The organism is Streptomyces seoulensis (assembly GCF_022846655.1).
In the GTDB taxonomy this organism is placed as follows: Bacteria; Actinomycetota; Actinomycetes; order Streptomycetales; family Streptomycetaceae; genus Streptomyces.
The window spans coordinates 2539822-2556238 of the sequence record NZ_AP025667.1 but is presented as its reverse complement, the minus strand read 5'-3'; the positions used below and the strand labels follow the sequence as shown (position 1 = coordinate 2556238).

Annotated in this window: 15 protein-coding genes; 9 read left to right on the top strand and 6 right to left on the bottom strand. The window is 72.3% G+C overall.

All coding sequences use genetic code 11. From position 1 onward, the window contains the following. Nucleotides 1-13: 13 nt before the first annotated feature. Entirely contained in the window at nucleotides 14-1282 is a 1269-nt protein-coding gene (locus HEK131_RS11940) for a serine hydrolase domain-containing protein (RefSeq protein ID WP_244334800.1), read from the bottom strand. Between the two features lie 167 nt (nucleotides 1283-1449). Between HEK131_RS11940 and HEK131_RS11935 the strand changes: the two genes are divergently transcribed. The 3 genes from HEK131_RS11935 (at nucleotide 1450) to HEK131_RS11925 (ending at nucleotide 5760) form a co-directional block, all read left to right on the top strand. Beyond that, entirely contained in the window at nucleotides 1450-2994 is a 1545-nt protein-coding gene (locus tag HEK131_RS11935) for a M1 family metallopeptidase (RefSeq protein WP_244334798.1), read from the top strand. 233 nt (nucleotides 2995-3227) lie between these two features. Beyond that, complete coding sequence (locus HEK131_RS11930) at nucleotides 3228-5174, top strand: N-acetylmuramoyl-L-alanine amidase (protein WP_432215696.1); 1947 nt, start codon at nucleotides 3228-3230, stop codon at nucleotides 5172-5174. 223 nt (nucleotides 5175-5397) lie between these two features. After that, on the top strand, nucleotides 5398-5760 hold the full coding sequence (locus HEK131_RS11925; protein WP_244334794.1) for a DUF779 domain-containing protein: 363 nt from the start codon (nucleotides 5398-5400) through the stop codon (nucleotides 5758-5760). Nucleotides 5761-5770: 10 nt separating this feature from the next. Here the strand turns inward: HEK131_RS11925 and HEK131_RS11920 are convergent, their stop codons facing one another. The 5 genes from HEK131_RS11920 to HEK131_RS11900 form a co-directional block, all read right to left on the bottom strand. Continuing rightward, nucleotides 5771-5965, bottom strand: coding sequence for a hypothetical protein (locus tag HEK131_RS11920; protein WP_030809112.1), 195 nt, complete (start codon nucleotides 5963-5965; stop codon nucleotides 5771-5773). Nucleotides 5966-6066: 101 nt separating this feature from the next. Further along, nucleotides 6067-7158, bottom strand: coding sequence for an acyl-CoA dehydrogenase family protein (locus HEK131_RS11915; RefSeq protein ID WP_244334792.1), 1092 nt, complete (start codon nucleotides 7156-7158; stop codon nucleotides 6067-6069). Then, on the bottom strand, nucleotides 7155-8336 hold the full coding sequence (locus HEK131_RS11910) for an acyl-CoA dehydrogenase family protein (RefSeq protein WP_244334790.1): 1182 nt from the start codon (nucleotides 8334-8336) through the stop codon (nucleotides 7155-7157). Before HEK131_RS11910 ends, HEK131_RS11915 begins: the two co-directional genes overlap by 4 nt. Then, nucleotides 8333-9304, bottom strand: coding sequence for an NADPH:quinone oxidoreductase family protein (locus HEK131_RS11905; RefSeq protein WP_244334788.1), 972 nt, complete (start codon nucleotides 9302-9304; stop codon nucleotides 8333-8335). The genes HEK131_RS11910 and HEK131_RS11905 overlap by 4 nt, the downstream gene beginning before the upstream one ends. A 98-nt stretch (nucleotides 9305-9402) precedes the next feature. After that, nucleotides 9403-10017 (bottom strand): helix-turn-helix domain-containing protein, encoded by a 615-nt coding sequence (locus HEK131_RS11900; RefSeq protein WP_217460607.1) that lies wholly within the window; start codon nucleotides 10015-10017, stop codon nucleotides 9403-9405. A 102-nt stretch (nucleotides 10018-10119) separates the two neighbouring features. On the opposite strand from HEK131_RS11900, the gene HEK131_RS11895 reads away from it, so the two are divergent. From HEK131_RS11895 to HEK131_RS11870, 6 genes are all read left to right on the top strand, one after another. Continuing rightward, nucleotides 10120-11658 carry an ATP-dependent DNA ligase gene (locus HEK131_RS11895; RefSeq protein ID WP_244334786.1) on the top strand — a complete coding sequence of 513 codons (1539 nt, stop codon included), beginning with the start codon at nucleotides 10120-10122 and terminating at the stop codon, nucleotides 11656-11658. Continuing rightward, nucleotides 11655-12128 (top strand): NUDIX domain-containing protein, encoded by a 474-nt coding sequence (locus HEK131_RS11890; protein ID WP_279614251.1) that lies wholly within the window; start codon nucleotides 11655-11657, stop codon nucleotides 12126-12128. Before HEK131_RS11895 ends, HEK131_RS11890 begins: the two co-directional genes overlap by 4 nt. Nucleotides 12129-12204: 76 nt before the next feature. After that, nucleotides 12205-13590, top strand: a complete 1386-nt coding sequence (locus HEK131_RS11885) for an NADP-dependent succinic semialdehyde dehydrogenase (protein WP_244334782.1) — start codon at nucleotides 12205-12207, stop codon at nucleotides 13588-13590. 25 nt (nucleotides 13591-13615) lie between these two features. Beyond that, the gene (locus tag HEK131_RS11880; protein WP_217460603.1) at nucleotides 13616-13849 is read left to right on the top strand and encodes a DUF6213 family protein; all 234 of its coding nucleotides are present in this window, start codon (nucleotides 13616-13618) and stop codon (nucleotides 13847-13849) included. A 284-nt stretch (nucleotides 13850-14133) separates the two neighbouring features. Further along, the gene (locus tag HEK131_RS11875) at nucleotides 14134-15186 is read left to right on the top strand and encodes a type III polyketide synthase (RefSeq protein ID WP_217460602.1); all 1053 of its coding nucleotides are present in this window, start codon (nucleotides 14134-14136) and stop codon (nucleotides 15184-15186) included. A gap of 12 nt (nucleotides 15187-15198) precedes the next feature. Then, a complete protein-coding gene (locus tag HEK131_RS11870) occupies nucleotides 15199-16413 on the top strand; it encodes a cytochrome P450 (protein WP_244334780.1) in 1215 nt (404 codons plus the stop codon). Nucleotides 16414-16417 lie beyond the last annotated feature (4 nt).

Below are 16417 nucleotides of genomic sequence, written 5' to 3'. Positions count from 1 at the left end.
CCCCGGGGCTGGCTCAGTCGGCGTCGGTGGGCAGCGACAGCCCCGAGTAGACCTGGTTCAGCACGGTCGGCAGGAGCGCGTTGGCGGTGGTGTGGCCGCCCGGGGAGAGGGTGAGGTTGGTCCAGATGACGAGGGTGACGTCGTGGTCCGGGTCATGGCCCATGAAGGAGTTGAAGCCGGGCAGTTCGCCGCCGTGGTAGTACATCGCGGCGTCCGGGCCGAACCGCTGGTGGGTGATGCCGTACCCGTAGCTCTGCCCGTCGGGCGGTGTCGCGGGGTCTTCGGCCTGCGGGCTGTGCAGCCACTGCCGTTGGTGCGCGGGGTCGAGGACCCTGCCCGTCACCAGGGCCCTGGTCCAGGTGGCCAGGTCGTCCGCCGTGGAGACGGCGCCTCCGGCGGCGGTGGCGTACGACGGGTTCTGGTGGGTGTAGTCCAGTGGCCGGAGCTTCCCGGACCGCGCCGCCGCCTCCAGGTGGGCGGGGTAGGGCTGGTCGGTCAGCGCGTAGGCGGTGCCTCCGTACATGTACCCGTGCGCGTAGGGGGTCGGCAGGGAGGTGTCGGTGATGCCCGGCAGTGAGGTGCCCGCGAGGCCGAGGGGTGCGAAGAGGCGTTCACGGAACTGCCGCGCCAGGGGCGTGCCGCCCGCCTTCTCGGCGACGAGGCCCAGCAGGACGTAGTTGGTGTTGCTGTACTCGTAGGACGCGCCGGGCTTGAAGTTCGGCGGGTGCCGGAAGGCGAGGGCCAGCATCTCGCGCGGGGTGCGGGCCTCGGCGGGATCGGCGTCCAGGGAGGCGGCGAGCCGGGGGTCCTCGGTGTAGTTGTAGAGCCCGCTGCGCATCTTCAGCAGTTGACCGAGGGTGATGTGGTCACCGTTCGGGACGCCGGGCACGTAGCGGGACACCGGGTCGGTCAGCCGGAGCCTGCCGTCCTGGGCGAGCAGGAGGATCAGCGCCGAGGTCATGGTCTTGGTGTTGGAGGCGATCCGGAAGTGCTGGGCGGTGGTGGGCACCTGTTCCTCGCCGAGCCGGCTCGTGCCGACGGTCGCCCGGTAGGTGCCCTGCGGGGTGCGGAGCAGGACCACCGCACCCGGCACTTCGAGCTTGCGCGCCGCTCGCTCCACGGCGGACTGGAGAGCCGCCTGATCGACGGGTCTCAGCGCGGGGTCGGCGGGAGCCGGAGCGGCGACCGCGACCGGCACACCGGTGAGCACCGGCAGCCCCGCGCCCGCCGGCAGGAGGCAGCCCGCGACCAGCAGAGCCGCGTACGGCGCGGGCCGGGTCACGCGGCGCGGTGCACGGAGCCCGCGGGCTCGGAGAATCCTCATCCCGACGTCACTGTCCTGACGGTTTCTACGGGAATGCGCGGAACAAAGCACCCAATTTTAACAGTCGAGCCCTGTCGACCAGACATATAAGCCGCATATCGCTCTCCCGCTGGCATAGTGCCGCCATGACCCTCACGCCCGGTAAGAACGGCTCGCGGCGGGGCGGCGGCCGCCGCACGGCCCTCGCACTGGTCTGCGCGCTCGGGATCACGGGCGGTGTCGTCCTCGCGCTCGACCTGCCCTCGGACGAACCCCGGACGCCCGCGCTCCCCGGCCACCCCGCACCCGCTCCCTCGGACGCCCCCTCCCCCGGCGCCCCCGGCATCGGCGACCCGCTCATGCCGCTGGACGGGAACGGCGGCTACACGGTCCGCCGCTACACCCTGGACCTCGACTGGCAGGCCCCCCGGACACCCTTCGCCGCCGCCACCACGATCAGCGCCACCGCGACCCAGTCACTCTCCCGCTTCGATCTCGACTTCGCGGGCAACACCCTGCACGCCGTCACGGTCGACGGCGCGACCGCGCGCACCGTGCGCGAGGGTGACGAACTGGTAGTGACCCCGGCCAGACCGATCGCGCGGGGCCGCGCCTTCACCGTGCGCGTCGCCTACACCGCCGACCCCTCGCAGCGGCGGCACCGCACCGACGCCATCCAGGACTACGGCTGGGTGCCCACGGCCGACGGCACCCTGCTGTCGCCGCAGCCGAACGGCGCCAGGATGATCTTCCCGGCGGACGACCACCCCAGCCTGCGGGCGCCGTTCACCTTCCACATCACCACTCCGCCCGGTCTGACGGCGGTGGCCAACGGCCGCCTCGTCGCGCGCGCGCCCCGGCACGACGGCCGGATCCGGTGGACGTACGACTCGGAGCACCCGGTCGCCCCGCAGTTGGTGCAGATGGCCATCGGCCGGTTCGACGTGGTGAACGGCACCGGCCCGCACGGACTGCCCCTGCGGGACGTCGTGCCACGGGGACTGGTGGAGGAGACCGAGGCGTACCGGGCGCTGACACCGGACCACCTCACCTGGCTGGAGAAGCGGCTCGGCCCCTACCCGTTCCGGCGCTACGGCGTGCTGGTCGGCGACACCGAGCTGCCGGTGGCGCTGGAGACGCAGTCCCTCTCGGTGGTGCCGAGCGCGGATCTGCTGGGGGATCAGGTCGGCGCCGAACGCAACCTCGTGCACGAGCTGACCCACCACTGGACCGGGGACAGCGTGGCCATCCGCCGCTGGTCGGACCTGTGGCTGAGCGAGGGTCACGCCCGTTTCTACGAGCTGCTGTACGCCGACACCAGGGGCGGCCCGCGCCTGGAGGACATGATGCGTTCGGCCTACGAGCAGCACGACCAGTGGCGGCACGACGACGGCGCGCCCGCCGAGCCGCACGAGGAGGGCCTGTTCCGGCAGATGCGGTACGACGGCTCGGCGCTGGTGCTGTACGCGCTGCGGGAGAAGGTCGGCGCGGACGCCTTCGAGCGGGTGGAGAAGGCGTGGGTGACGGCGTATCGGGGACGCGTGGCCGGGACCCGGGACTTCGTCCAACTCGCCTCGAAGGCGGCGGGCGAGGATCTGACGGGTTTTCTGACTCCTTGGCTGTACGGGTCGCACACCCCGCCCATGCCGGGCCGGCCGGACTGGCGGGTGGACCCGGTCGAGGAGGAGTGAAGCGTTGCCCCCACCCGGCGGGGTCCGCTGCCGCCGACCGGGTGGCCTGGGCGTCAGGGCTGGTCCACGCCAGTGACGCTCGGCGCGACGCGACGCGCGAGGCAAGGAAACGTGAGCGGGGTGACATGCGGGGCGCGCCCTGGTTCGCGCCCTGGCCGCATGTTCCGGCCGCGCCGAACCTCGTTGGAGCCACCCGTATGAGAAAACGCGTCGCCCCCCGCCTGTCCAGTGCCATGCGCGGGCATCGGCGGATCGTCTGCGTGACCGCCGCGTCGGCGGCGCTCCTGGTGCCCTTGCTGATCGACCGCTCGGAGGACTCCGGGCCACCCGACCAGCGCCTCCAGGACGACTACACGGCCGCGGCGGACGAGTTCCATGTCCCGCGCAGCGTGCTGATGGGGGTGTCCTACCTGCAGTCGCGGTGGGACTCCCACCAGGGCGCGCCGAGCGTCATCGGCGGCTACGGGCCGATGCACCTGGTGGACTCCGCCGGGCCGCCGGCCGAGACGCCTCCGCACCACGTGACGCCCCGTCCGAAGGTGCAGAAGGCCAGTCCGTCCCCGGCGCAGAAGGCGGCCGAGGACGCGCAGCGCTCCGCCGACCTGCGGCGGGCGGCCGATCTGGTCGGTCTCCCGGTGGAGCGGCTGCGCACGGACGACGCCGCCAACGTGCGCGGCGGCGCGGCCCTGCTGGCGGCGGCCCAGCGGGGGCTCGGCAAGCCGCTCAGCACCGACCCGGCCCAGTGGTGGGACGCGGTGTCGCGGTTCCCGGGCACGACCGACGCGGGCTCGGCGGCGGCCTACGCCAACGACGTCTTCGACATCATCCGCCGGGGCGCGGACCGCGTCACCGACGCCGGTCAGCATGTCGTCCTGGCCGCGAGCCCCCGGGTGCGTCCCCACGCCGGGGCGGCGGGCTCGTCCCGTTCGAAGAACGTGGAGTGCCCGGCGGAGCTGGCGTGTTCCTGGCTGAGCGCGCCGTACGTCCGGATCGACGACGAGGCGTACGGCAACCACGACCTGGCCGACCGGCCCAAGGACCAGCGGATCGAGTACATCGTCATCCATGACACCGAGGCGCCGCTGGCCTCGATGCTGCTGACCGTCCAGGACCCGACGGAGGCGTCCTGGCACTACTCGATCCGGTCCAGCGACGGCAGTGTCACCCAGCACGTCAAGACCAAGGACGCGGCCTGGCACTCGGGCAGCCAGTTCGTGAACGGCCGCTCGATCGGCATCGAGCACGAGGGCTTCCTGCGGCAGCCGAACGCCTGGTACACGGAGCAGATGTATCGTTCCTCCGCCCGGCTGGTGCGGTACCTGACCAAGAAGTACGACATCCCGCTGGACCGGCAGCACATCTTCGGCCACGACAACGTGCCCGCGCCGACCGAGGACACCATCCCGGACATGCACGACGACCCCGGTCCGTTCTGGGACTGGCGGCACTACTTCGACCTGCTCGGCGCGCCGCTGAAGGCCACGGCGGGGCCGGACAGCGACACGGTGATGATCCTTCCGGAGTACGCCAAGCACCGGCCGGTGTTCACCGGCTGCGTGGAGAGCGGCGAGAAGTGCGCGCCGCACGGTTCCAGCGCGGTCCGGCTGCACACCGAGCCGAGCGCGGACTCCTCGCTGATCCAGGACCCGGGCCGCAAGCCGGACGGCGACGACACCACGGTGGACGTCAACGACCTGGGCTCACGGGTCTCCGCGGGGCAGACGTTCGCGGTGGCCGGGCGCAGCGGTGACTGGACGGCGATCTGGTTCCAGGGCCACAAGGCGTGGTTCAAGAACCCGAAGGACCAGCCGACCGCCGTGGGCGCGCGGGTCCGGACGGTGACGCCGAAGGAGGGCCGCCACGAGATCCCGGTGTTCGGGCGGGCGCTGCCGGAGGAGTCGGCCTATCCGGAGGGGGTGGACGAGGAGCAGGAGGCACCGCTGCCTTACACGATCGACGAGGGGCAGCGTTACGTGACGCAGTCCGTCGTCCACGGCACCTACGTCGACCGGTCCTCGTTCGGTGACGCCCCGGCGCCGGTGGTGAAGGGTCAGGAGGAGTACTACGAGATCCAGCTCGACCACCGGCTGGCCTATGTCCGGGCCAGCGACGTGGACGTGCAGGAGCCTCCGGCGGCCGCCGGTGCGCCGAAGCCGGCCGAGCCGAAGAGCAAGAACTGACACACTGCGGCCGTGGCCTGTCCCCCACCGGGACCGGCCACGGCCGTTTTGCGTGCCGGCCCGGCGAAGGAGACGTGTGATGTCCGTACGGCGTGTGGTGCCCACCGTTCCGGCGGCCGTGTGGTGAACGTCCTCAGCCATCGCTGACCACTGGACTGCCCGCCGGCCGGCGCCCAGACTGGGGGTGTCGGACGCTTCGCTCCTCCTTGCTGGGACGGTGACCGTGGAAACGCAGGAGAGTCGGCGCGTCGAGTTCACGCCCGAGGCGGCCGAACTGGTGCGGCGGCTGCGGGAGCAGCACGGTCCGCTGATGTTCCACCAGTCCGGCGGCTGCTGCGACGGCAGCGCACCGATGTGCTACCCCGAGGGCGAGTTCCGCACCGGCGGCTCCGACGTCCTGCTGGCCGAACTGTCCGTGGCGGGCGTCGCGGAACCGGTCGGCTTCTGGATGTCGAGGTCCCAGTTCGACCTCTGGAGCCACACCCGCCTCATCGTGGACGTGGTCCCCGGCCGTGGCAGCGGCTTCTCCCTGGAAGCCCCGGAGGGCGTCCGCTTCCTGCTCCGCTCCCGCGTGATGGGCGCCTAGCCGTCCCGCGTCAGGGCCGCAGCCCGCTCACCAGGTCCGCCGTGGCGGTGAGGCCGCTGCTGATGGTCGGGGCCATGCTGGTGCTGGCCAGGTAGAAGCCGAGCAGCATGCAGACCAGGGCGTGCGAGATCTTCAGTGCGCCGTTGCGCATGAAGACCACGGCCAGGATCAGGAGCAGCAGGACCACTGAGATGGAGACAGCCATCGAAACCTCCTCCGCCACGCCCGGTGTGCGGCGTTCGGCCGCAAGTGTGGCGTAGCGGAGGGTCCGTCCGGGGCGCTGACGTGTCCCCCGTACGGGTGGTGTCAGGGGGCGTCGAGGCCGGCCAGTGCGGCGAGGGCCTCGCGGTGGGCGCCCGCGGTGCCGTAGGCGAGGGAGTCCGCCTTGGCCCGCTTCAGGTACAGGTGCACGGGGTGTTCCCAGGTCATGCCGAGCCCGCCGTGCAGTTGCAGTGCCTCCTCGGTGGCGCGGACGGCGACGGGGGCGGCGTAGGACTGGGCGACGGCGACCGTGACGTCGGTGTCGTCGCCCGTGGTGAGCGCGTCGGCGGCGGCGCGGGCGGCCGCGCGGAGGTTGACCACCTCCAGCCACGACTGGGCGAGCCGGTGCTTGAGCGCCTGGAATCCGCCGACCGGACGGTTGAACTGCTTGCGCTCCTTCAGATAGCGCACGGTCTCGGTCAACGCCCAGTCCGCGATGCCCCATTGCTCGGCGGCGAGCAGCCCCGCACCGGCCCGCAGAGCGCGCCGTACGGCCACTTCGGCGGGGCCGAGACGGCGGCCGGACGCTCCGTCGAGGGTGACGGTGGCGAGCGGGCGGGTGAGGTCGAGCGGGATCTGCGGGGCGAGGGTGACCGCGTCGGCGGCCACGGCGTACAGGGCGCCGTCGTCGGCCGGGACGAGCAGCACGTCGGCCGCGACCGCGTCCGCGATGGAGGTCAACTCACCGTGCAGGGAACCGTTCTCGACCCGGACGGTGCCGAAGGCGGCGCCGGGGGCGGTGGTCAGGGAGACGGCGAGGGCGCCCACGGTACGGCCGGAGGCGAGCTGGCCCAAGAGCTCGGCGTCATCGCAGGCGAGCAGCGCCTCGGTGGCGACGACGGCACTGGTGAGGTACGGCACCGGTGCGACAGCCCGCCCCAACTCCTCCAGCACGACGGCGACTTCGCGGTGGGTCGCGCCCTGGCCGCCCTGCGCCTCGGGGATCAGCAGTCCGGCCAGGCCCATGCCCTCGGCGAGCTGCTTCCACAGGGCGGGGTCGTGCGGGGTGTCCGACTCGGTGCGGGCGATCACCGCGGCGGGCCCGCAGTGGTCGGTGAGCAGGTCGCGGACGGCGGCGCGCAGCGCCTCCTCCTCCTCGGAGTAGAGGAGGTCGGGCTCGGCGTTCGTCGTGCTCATCGGGCCAGGTCCTTCCAGGGGACGTCCTTGTCGGTGCGCGGTTCGGCGGGCAGGCCGAGGACGCGCTCGGCGACGATGTTCAGCAGGACCTCGCTGGTCCCGCCCTCGATGCTGTTGCCCTTGGAGCGCAGATAGCGGTACCCGGCGTCGCGCCCGGTGAAGTCGACCAGTTCGGGGCGGCGCATGGTCCAGTCGTCGTAGAGCAGCCCCTCCTCGCCCCGGAGTTCGACCTCGAGGCCGCTGATCTCCTGGTTGAGGCGGGCGAAGGCGAGCTTCATGCCGGAGCCCTCGTAGCCGGGCTGGCCGGCGTCGAGCTGCTGGCGGAGCCGTTCGGCGGTGAGCCGGGACACCTCGGCCTCGACCCAGAGCTTCAGCAGCCGCTGGTGCAGGTCGTGGGTGCGCAGTTCGGGGCGTTCCCGCCAGGTCTTGGCGACCGGGCCGATCATGCCGCCCTCGCGGGGCAGGCGCATGCCGCCGATGGAGACGCGTTCGTTCATCAGCGTGGTCTGGGCGACCCGCCAGCCGTCGCCGACGTCGCCGAGGCGGCGGCTGTCGGGGATGCGGACGCCGGTGAGGAAGACCTCGTTGAACTCGGCCTCGCCGGTGATCTGGCGCAGCGGCCGGACCTCCACGCCAGGGTCGGTCATGTCGCAGATGAAGTAGGTGATCCCGGCGTGCTTGGGCACGTCCGGGTCGGTGCGCGCGATGAGGATGGCCCAGCGGGCCAGATGGGCGCTGGAGGTCCACACCTTCTGTCCGTCGACCACCCAGGAGTCGCCGTCCCGGACCGCGCGGGTGCCGAGGGCCGCGAGGTCGGATCCGGCGCCGGGCTCGCTGAACAACTGGCACCACACCTCCTCGCCGGTCCACAGCGGGCGCAGGAAGCGGGCCTTCTGCTCGTCGGTGCCGTAGCGCAGCACGGTCGGGGCGGCCATGCCGAGGCCGATGCCGATGCGGCGCGGGTCGTTGTCCGGGGCGTCGGCGGCGGCCAGTTCCTCGTCCACGACGGCCTGGAGGGAGCGGGGGGCACCGAGTCCGCCGAGGCCCTCCGGGTAGTGCACCCAGGCGAGTCCGGCGTCGAAGCGGGCCTTGAGGAAGTCGAGTCGGCCGGTGGTGGCGGGCGGGTGCGCGGCCAGCAACTCCTGGGTGCGGCGGCGCAGTCCCTCTGCGTCGGTCATGCGGTGACTCCGTTCTGCGGCAGGACGGCGATCCGGCCGGTGGTCACGCCGTCGGCGACCCGCTGCACGGCGTCGGCGGCGCCGGCGAGCGGCACGCGCTCGCTGACCAGCGGCTTGATCGCGCCGCGCGCGGCCAGCCCGGTCAGCTCCTCGTGGCAGCGCAGCACCAGCTCGGGGTTCTTGGTGTTGTACAGGCCCCAGTGCAGGCCCACGATCGAGTAGTTCTTCACCAGGGCGTGGTTGAGGGCGGGGCTCGGGATCGCGCCGGACGCGAAGCCGACGACCACGATCCGTCCCTCGAAGGCGACGAGCTTGGCGGACTGCGCGTACGCGTCCCCGCCCACGGGGTCGTAGATCACATCGGCGCCCTTGCCGCCGGTGGCCTCCTTGACGGCCGCGACCACGTCCTCGGCGCGCCGGTCCACGACCACGTCGCAGCCCAGCTCACGGGCGACGGCGGCCTTGTCGGCGCCGCCCACGACGCCGATGACCCGCGCCCCGGCGGCCTTGCCGAGCTGTACGGCAGCGCTGCCGACACCGCCCGCGGCCGCGTGGACGAGCAGGGTCTCCCCCGCCTCCAGGTGGGCCCGGCGGTGCAGGCCGAACCAGCCGGTCTGGTAGCCGATGTGCAGGGCGGCGGCCTCGGCGTCGTCCAGCGCGTCGGGCGCGGGCAGCAGCGCGCGGGCGTCGGCGAGGGCGTACTCGGCGAAACCGCCGTACGGCAGTGCCGGGTTGGCGATGACGCGGCGGCCGTCCTCGGTCTCGCCGCATATCTCCACGCCGGGCGTGAAGGGCAGCGGGGGCCGGATCTGGTACTGGCCCCGGCAGAGCAGGGCGTCCGGGAAGTTGACGTTGGCGGCGCGCACTCGCAAGCGCACCTGGCCCTCGCCGGGCGTGGGGGTCTCCACCTCCGCCAGGCGCATCACCTCGCGCGGCTCGCCGTTCTCGTGCACTTGCCATGCCTGCATGCCGGGCCTCCACGGGACTGCGTCGTCTGAACCGGGGTCCCCGGCATACTAAGCGGTCGCTTGCCGATCAGGGAACAGTCCACCGGCCCCGGAAAGCCTCAGCCGTCCCCCTCGGCCCGCCGTCCCGCCCGCGCCCGCAGGTGCATCCGCTCGCCCTGCGGCCCGAAGAGGCTCAGGAACTCCACCGGCCCGTCCCACGCCGACCCGAACCAGTGCGGTACGCGGGTGTCGAACTCGGCGGCCTCCCCCGGCCCCAGAACCACGTCGTGGTCCCCGAGGACCAGCCTGAGGCGCCCGGAGAGGACGTACAGCCACTCGTACCCCTCGTGGGTGCGCGGGTCCGGCTGCCGGTCGCGGCGCGGTTCGATCACCTTGTACGCCTGAGGGCCGCCGGGGCGCCGGGTCAGCGGGTAGAAGGTGCGGCCGTCCCGCTTGACCGGCTCGGTGCGCACCCGGGGGTCACCGACCGGCGGGGCGCCCACCAGCTCGTCGAGCGGGACCCGGTGGGCCTGCGCGATGGGCAGCAGCAGCTCCAGGCTGGGGCGGCGCAGCCCGGACTCCAGCCGGGAGAGGGTGCTGACCGAGATGCCGGTGGTCTCCGACAGCGCGGCCAGCGTCACGTCCCGCTCCTTGCGGATGCGGCGCAGTCTCGGGCCCACGGCGGCCAGTACCTCGTCGGTGCTCTCCGCGCCCGGGTCGTTCGTGTCACTCATGCCGATATTGCAGATACGGCAAAGCCGTTTGTCAATCCGGCAGGTGCCGGTGAACCCCGCGGCGCGGGTGTGGGGCGGGCTCCCGCGGTGCACCATTGCTGCATGCTGCTCAACCGGCTCGCGGAGGTGTCGGGCCAGGTCGCCGCGACGGCGTCCCGGACCCGCAAGACGGACCTGCTCGCGGAACTGTTCCGGGACGCGGAACCGGAGGACGTCCCGGTGGTCATCCCGTATCTGGCGGGACGGCTGCCGCAGGGCCGGATCGGCGTCGGCTGGAAGGTGCTGAGCCTCGCGGTGCCGCCCGCCGCCGAGCCCACGCTCACGGTGCGGGGAGTGGACGCGCTGCTGAGCGAGCTGGGCGCGGTGTCCGGCGCCGGTTCCCAGGCGGAGCGGGCGCGGATCGTCGGAGAGCTGATGGGCGCGGCCACCGAGGACGAACAGCGCTTCCTGCGGGGGCTGCTGACCGGTGAGGTCCGCCAGGGCGCCCTGGACGCGCTCGCCGTGGAGGGGCTGGCCCGCGCGACGGACGCCGACCCCGCGACGGTGCGCCGGGCGGTGATGCTGGCCGGGTCGCTCCAGACGGTCGCCCGGACGCTGCTGGCCGAGGGGCCCGGCGCGCTGGACCGGTTCCGGCTCACGGTGGGGTGCCCGGTGCTGCCGATGCTCGCGCGCAGCGCCTCCTCGGTGGCGGAGGCGGTGGAGAAGCTCGGGACGTGCGCGGTGGAGGAGAAGCTCGACGGCATCCGCGTCCAGGTCCACCGGGACGGTGACGAGGTGCGGGTGTACACCCGCACGCTGGACGACATCACCGACCGGCTGCCGGAGGTGACGTCGGCGGCGCTGGCGCTGCCGGGCGAGCGGTTCGTGCTGGACGGCGAGGTGATCTCCTTCGGGCCCGACGGGCGCCCCCGCTCCTTCCAGGAGACGGCGGGCCGGGTCGGCTCCCGGGTGGACGTGGCCAGGGCCGCCGAGGAGGTCCCGGTCGCCCCGGTGTTCTTCGACGCGCTCTCGGTGGACGGCCGGGACCTGCTGGACCTGCCCTTCACCGAGCGGCACGCGGAGCTGGCCCGGCTGGTGCCGGAGCCGATGCGGGTGCGCCGGGCCCTGGTGGCCGGGCCCGAGGACAGCGCGCGGGCGGAGGAGTTCCTGGCCGGGAGTCTGGCCCGCGGGCACGAGGGGGTGGTGGCCAAGGGGCTGGACGCGCCGTACAGCGCGGGCCGGCGCGGGGCCTCGTGGCTGAAGGTCAAGCCCGTGCACACCCTCGACCTGGTGGTGCTGGCCGCCGAGTGGGGCCACGGCCGCCGCACCGGCAGGCTCTCCAACCTCCACCTCGGCGCCCGCACGGCCGACGGGGGGTACGCGATGCTCGGCAAGACCTTCAAGGGCATGACGGACGCGATGCTCGCCTGGCAGACCGAGCGCCTCGGCGAACTCGCGGTGGAGGAGAAGAGCTGGGGCGTGACCGTACGCCCCGGCCTCGTCGTGGAGATCGCCTACGACGGGCTGCAGCGCTCCACCCGCTACCCGGCCGGGGTGACCCTGCGTTTCGCGCGGGTCATCCGCTACCGCGAGGACAAAAGGCCCGAGGACGCCGATACGGTGGAGTCCCTGCTCGCGGCCCACCCGGAGGTCAAGGCGTGACAGTGCGTGCGACGAAGCGCAGTGCGGGACTTCTGTTGTTCCGCCACACCAGCCAAGGCATGGAGGTGTTGCTCGGCCATATGGGCGGCCCCCTCTGGGCCACGAAGGACGAGGGGGCGTGGTCGGTCCCCAAGGGCGAGTACGAGCCGGACGAACCCGCCTGGGAGGCGGCCCGCCGGGAGTTCCAGGAGGAACTGGGCGTCGCCCCGCCGGACGGCACGGCGCTGCCGCTGGGCGAGATCGCACAGCGCAACGGCAAGATCGTCACCGCCTGGGCGATGGAGGCCGACCTCGACCCGGCGACCATCGTGCCCGGCACCTTCACCATGGAGTGGCCGCCCCACTCGGGGCGCGTCCAGGAGTTCCCGGAACTGGACCGGGTGGCCTGGTTCACCCCGGAGCAGGCCCGGCCGCTGATGGTCTCCGGACAGGGCACGTTTCTCGACCGTCTGGCGGAGCACTCGGGCTGAACAGGGGACCGGAGCGTTGCGGTACCGCATGCCGCGCGCGATGGTCGACGCACACCCCGGTACCAGGAGGTCAGCCATGCCCATCGCCACGGTGAACCCGGCGAACGGCGAGACGGTCAAGACGTACGAGCCGATGGACGACGCCGAGGTGGAGCGCCGGCTCCAGCTCGCCGAGGCCACCTTCCGGACGTACCGGACGACGTCGTTCGCCGAGCGCGCCGAGCGTCTGAACCGGGCCGCCGACCTGCTGGAGGCGGACAGGGACGAGGTCGCCCGGGTCATGACGACCGAGATGGGCAAGCCCCTCGCGCAGGCCCGCGCGGAGGCCGCCAAGTGCGTCAAGGCGATGCGCTGGTACGCCGAGCGGGCCGAGGGGCTGCTCGGCGACGAGGTGCCGGACGAGGCGGACGTACGGGACTCCGGGGCCTCGCGGGTCCGGGTGGTCTACCGCCCGCTGGGCCCGGTGCTCGCGGTGATGCCGTGGAACTTCCCGCTCTGGCAGGTGATCAGGTTCGCCGCGCCCGCACTGATGGCGGGCAACGTCGGACTGCTCAAGCACGCCTCCAACGTGCCGCAGACCGCCCTGTATCTGGAGGACCTGTTCCAGCGGGCCGGGTTCCCGGTCGGCTGCTTCCAGACGCTGCTGGTCGGCTCGGCCGCCGTGGACGAGATCCTCCGGGACGACCGGGTCAAGGCGGCCACCCTCACCGGCAGCGAACCGGCCGGGCGCGCGGTCGCCTCCGCCTCCGGCGAGATGATCAAGAAGACGGTGCTGGAACTGGGCGGCAGCGACCCGTACCTGGTGATGCCCTCCGCCGACCTGGACCGGGCGGCGAAGGTCGCGGTGACGGCGCGGGTGCAGAACAACGGGCAGTCCTGCATCGCCGCGAAGCGGTTCATCGTGCACACGGACGTCTACGACGCCTTCGTGGAGCGGTTCGTCGCCGGCATGAAGGACCTGACCGTCGGCGATCCCATGGACGACCACACCGACGTCGGGCCGCTGGCCACCGAGCAGGGCCGGGCGGACGTGGAGGAACTCGTCGACGACGCGCGCCGCAGCGGGGCGGACGTGCTGTGCGGGGGCGAGCAGCCCGAGGGGGTCGGCTGGTACTACCCGCCGACCGTGATCGCGGACGTCACGCGCGAGATGCGCATCCACCGCGAGGAGGCGTTCGGACCGGTGGCGACCGTGTACCGGGCTGGCGACCTGGAGGAGGCGATCCTCATCGCCAACGACTCCCCGTTCGGGCTGAGTTCGAGCGTGTGGACCGAGGACGAGGACGAGATGGCGCACTGCGCGCGGGACCTGGAGGCCGGAGGCGTCTTCGTCAACGGGATGACCGCCTCGCACGCCGCTTTCCCCTTCGGCGGGGTGAAGCGGTCCGGGTACGGGCGTGAACTGTCCGCGCAGGGAATCCGGGAGTTCTGCAACATCACCACCGTTTGGCAAGGAGCGTGAGGATCGCACGGATACGATCCGGTCTGTGAACGGCGAAGTGACCCTGCCCCTGATCGTGGACGAGCGTGGTGCGCTGCGGGTGTCGGCGTCCGACGTCAGCAAGTTGCTGCGCAGCGTGGGCGCGCGGTGGGTGCATCTGGTGGAGGCCGGTGAACGGGGGCTGGACGAGGACACCGTCGCCGAGCTGACGATCGAGCTGGCGAAATTGGCGGATCGGATCGATGTGGCGTGCATCGCTCACAGCAGCGGGGCGCCCTAGGGGTCGGGGGTGTGGCGGGGTGCCGCGTCGTCGTGGCCCGTGGCGCAGTTCCCCGCGCCCCTCGGGGCGGACCCCCCGTGGCGCAGTTCCCCGCGCCCCTCGGGGCGGACCGGCCCCGCACATTCAAGCGGCTCTGAGCTGCCCAAACGGCCTTTCGTCACTGTCTGTCGTCCCCGGTTCGGAGTAACTCGGCGCGAGATCGTCGGCCTTCCGGGTGAGTGTGGGTGGACCACCTTCTGACCGGCGGACGAAGGCCCGCCGGACGGCGAAAGCAGGGACCGCTCATGGCGACTTTGTGCAGACCCTCGGTGTCCGTGCCGGAACACGTGATCACCATGGAGGAGACCCTGGAGCTGGCCCGCACCCACCACGCGGACAACCCACAGCTCCCGCTGGCCCTCCGACTGATCGAGAACACCGGAGTACGCACCCGGCACATCGTGCAGCCGATCGAGGAGACCCTGAAACACCCCGGCTTCGAGCAGCGCAACAAGCTGTACGAGTCGGAGGCCAAGGCCCGCGTGCCCGCGGTGATCCAGGAGGCCCTGGACTCGGCCGAACTCCTCACCACCGACATCGATGTCATCGTCTACGTGTCGTGCACCGGCTTCATGATGCCGTCGCTGACCGCGTGGCTGATCAACGAGATGGACTTCTCCAGCACCACCCGGCAGTTGCCCATCGCCCAGCTGGGCTGTGCGGCCGGCGGTGCGGCCATCAACCGGGCGCACGACTTCTGCATGGCCTACCCGGACGCCAACGCCCTCATCGTGGCCTGCGAGTTCTGCTCGCTCTGCTACCAGCCCACCGACCTCGGCGTCGGCTCCCTGCTCTCCAACGGCCTGTTCGGCGACGGCATCGCGGCCGCCGTGGTGCGCGGTCGGGGCGGCACGGGTGTGGAACTGGAGCGCAACGGCTCGTACCTGATCCCCAAGACCGAGGACTGGATCTCGTACGACGTCCGGGACACCGGCTTCCACTTCCTGCTGGACAAGCGGGTGCCGACCACGATGGAGCCGCTGGCCCCGGCGCTCCAGGACCTCGCGGGCACCCACGGCTGGAACGCCTCCGACCTGGACTTCTACATCATCCACGCGGGCGGCCCCCGAATACTCGACGACCTCAGCAAGTTCCTGAAGGTCGAGCCGCACGCGTTCCGGTTCAGCCGGGCCACGCTCACCGAGTACGGCAACATCGCCAGCGCCGTCGTCCTGGACGCGCTGCGCCGGCTGTTCGACGACGGCGGCGCCGAGAACCGGGCGCGCGGGCTGCTGGCCGGGTTCGGCCCCGGCATCACGGCGGAGATGACCGTCGGCCGCTGGGCCGACCGGGACTGAGAGGGGAGCGCCATGAGCGACGAGACGCTCACCGAGACCCCGCCCCCGATCCGGGAGTGGCCCGCGACCGACCTGGCGGGCACCGACTTCGACCCGGTGCTGACCGAGCTGATGCGTCAAGGCCCGGTCACCCGCATCCAGTTGCCCAACGGCGAGGGCTGGGCGTGGCTGGTCACCCGGTACGAGGACGTACGCATGGTGACCAACGACCCCCGCTTCGGCCGGGAGGCGGTGATGGAGAAGCCGGTCACCCGGCTGGCGCCGCACTTCATCCCGGACCGTGGCGCGGTCGGCTTCCTCGACCCGCCCGACCACACCCGGCTGCGCCGCTCGGTCGCCGCCGCGTTCACCGCGAAGGGTGTGGAGCGGGTCCGGGAGCGGTCGCGGATCATGCTGGAGGAGCTGGTGGACGAACTCCTCCAGGACGGCCCGCCGGCCGACCTCACCAGCACGGTGCTCAGCCCGTTCCCCATCGCGGTGATCTGCGAGCTGATGGGTGTTCCGCCCGCCGACCGGCACGCCATGCACGACTGGACCCAGTTGATCCTGTCTTCCGCGCACGGCAAGGAGGTCAGCGAGCAGGCCAAGCGGGAGATGAGCGCCTACTTCACGGATCTCATCGGGCACCACGCGCACGGCGCGGGCGACGACGTCTGCTCGCTGCTGAGCGCGGCCGTGGACCGGGACGAGGTCACGCTGGTGGAGGCGGTCGGCCTGGCCGTGCTGCTCCAGATCGGCGGCGAGGCGGTCACCAACAACAGCGGGCAGATGTTCTATCTGCTGCTGACCCGGCCGGAGTTGGCGGAGCGGCTGCGCTCGGACCCGGCGATCAGGCCGAGGGCGATCGACGAGCTGCTGCGCTACATCCCGCACCGCAACACGGTCGGCCTCTCGCGGATCGCGCTGGAGGACGTGGAGATCCGAGGCGTCCGCATCCGCGCGGGCGAGGCGGTCTACAACTCCTACCTGGCCGCCAACCGCGACCCGGACGTCTTCCCCGACCCGGACACCATCGACATCGAGCGCAGTCCCAACCCGCACGTGGCGTTCGGCTTCGGCCCGCACTACTGCCCCGGCGGGATGCTGGCCCGGCTGGAGTCCGAACTGCTGGTGGACGTCCTGCTGGACCGGATCCCGGGTCTGAAGCTCGCGGTGCCGCCGGAGGAAGTCCCCTTCCGCAAGGGCGCGTTGATCCGGGGCCCCGAGGCCCTTCCGGTCACCTGGTGAGGCG

Coding starts and splice junctions, on each gene's coding strand:
- HEK131_RS11885 (WP_244334782.1), top strand. CDS start 12,205: ATGCCCATCGCCACGGTGAACCCGGCGAACGGCGAGACGGTCAAGACG.
- HEK131_RS11900 (WP_217460607.1), bottom strand. CDS start 10,017: ATGAGTGACACGAACGACCCGGGCGCGGAGAGCACCGACGAGGTACTG.
- HEK131_RS11915 (WP_244334792.1), bottom strand. CDS start 7,158: ATGAGCACGACGAACGCCGAGCCCGACCTCCTCTACTCCGAGGAGGAG.
- HEK131_RS11895 (WP_244334786.1), top strand. CDS start 10,120: ATGCTGCTCAACCGGCTCGCGGAGGTGTCGGGCCAGGTCGCCGCGACG.
- HEK131_RS11875 (WP_217460602.1), top strand. CDS start 14,134: ATGGCGACTTTGTGCAGACCCTCGGTGTCCGTGCCGGAACACGTGATC.
- HEK131_RS11910 (WP_244334790.1), bottom strand. CDS start 8,336: ATGACCGACGCAGAGGGACTGCGCCGCCGCACCCAGGAGTTGCTGGCC.
- HEK131_RS11920 (WP_030809112.1), bottom strand. CDS start 5,965: ATGGCTGTCTCCATCTCAGTGGTCCTGCTGCTCCTGATCCTGGCCGTG.
- HEK131_RS11905 (WP_244334788.1), bottom strand. CDS start 9,304: ATGCAGGCATGGCAAGTGCACGAGAACGGCGAGCCGCGCGAGGTGATG.
- HEK131_RS11935 (WP_244334798.1), top strand. CDS start 1,450: ATGACCCTCACGCCCGGTAAGAACGGCTCGCGGCGGGGCGGCGGCCGC.
- HEK131_RS11870 (WP_244334780.1), top strand. CDS start 15,199: ATGAGCGACGAGACGCTCACCGAGACCCCGCCCCCGATCCGGGAGTGG.
- HEK131_RS11930 (WP_432215696.1), top strand. CDS start 3,228: ATGCGCGGGCATCGGCGGATCGTCTGCGTGACCGCCGCGTCGGCGGCG.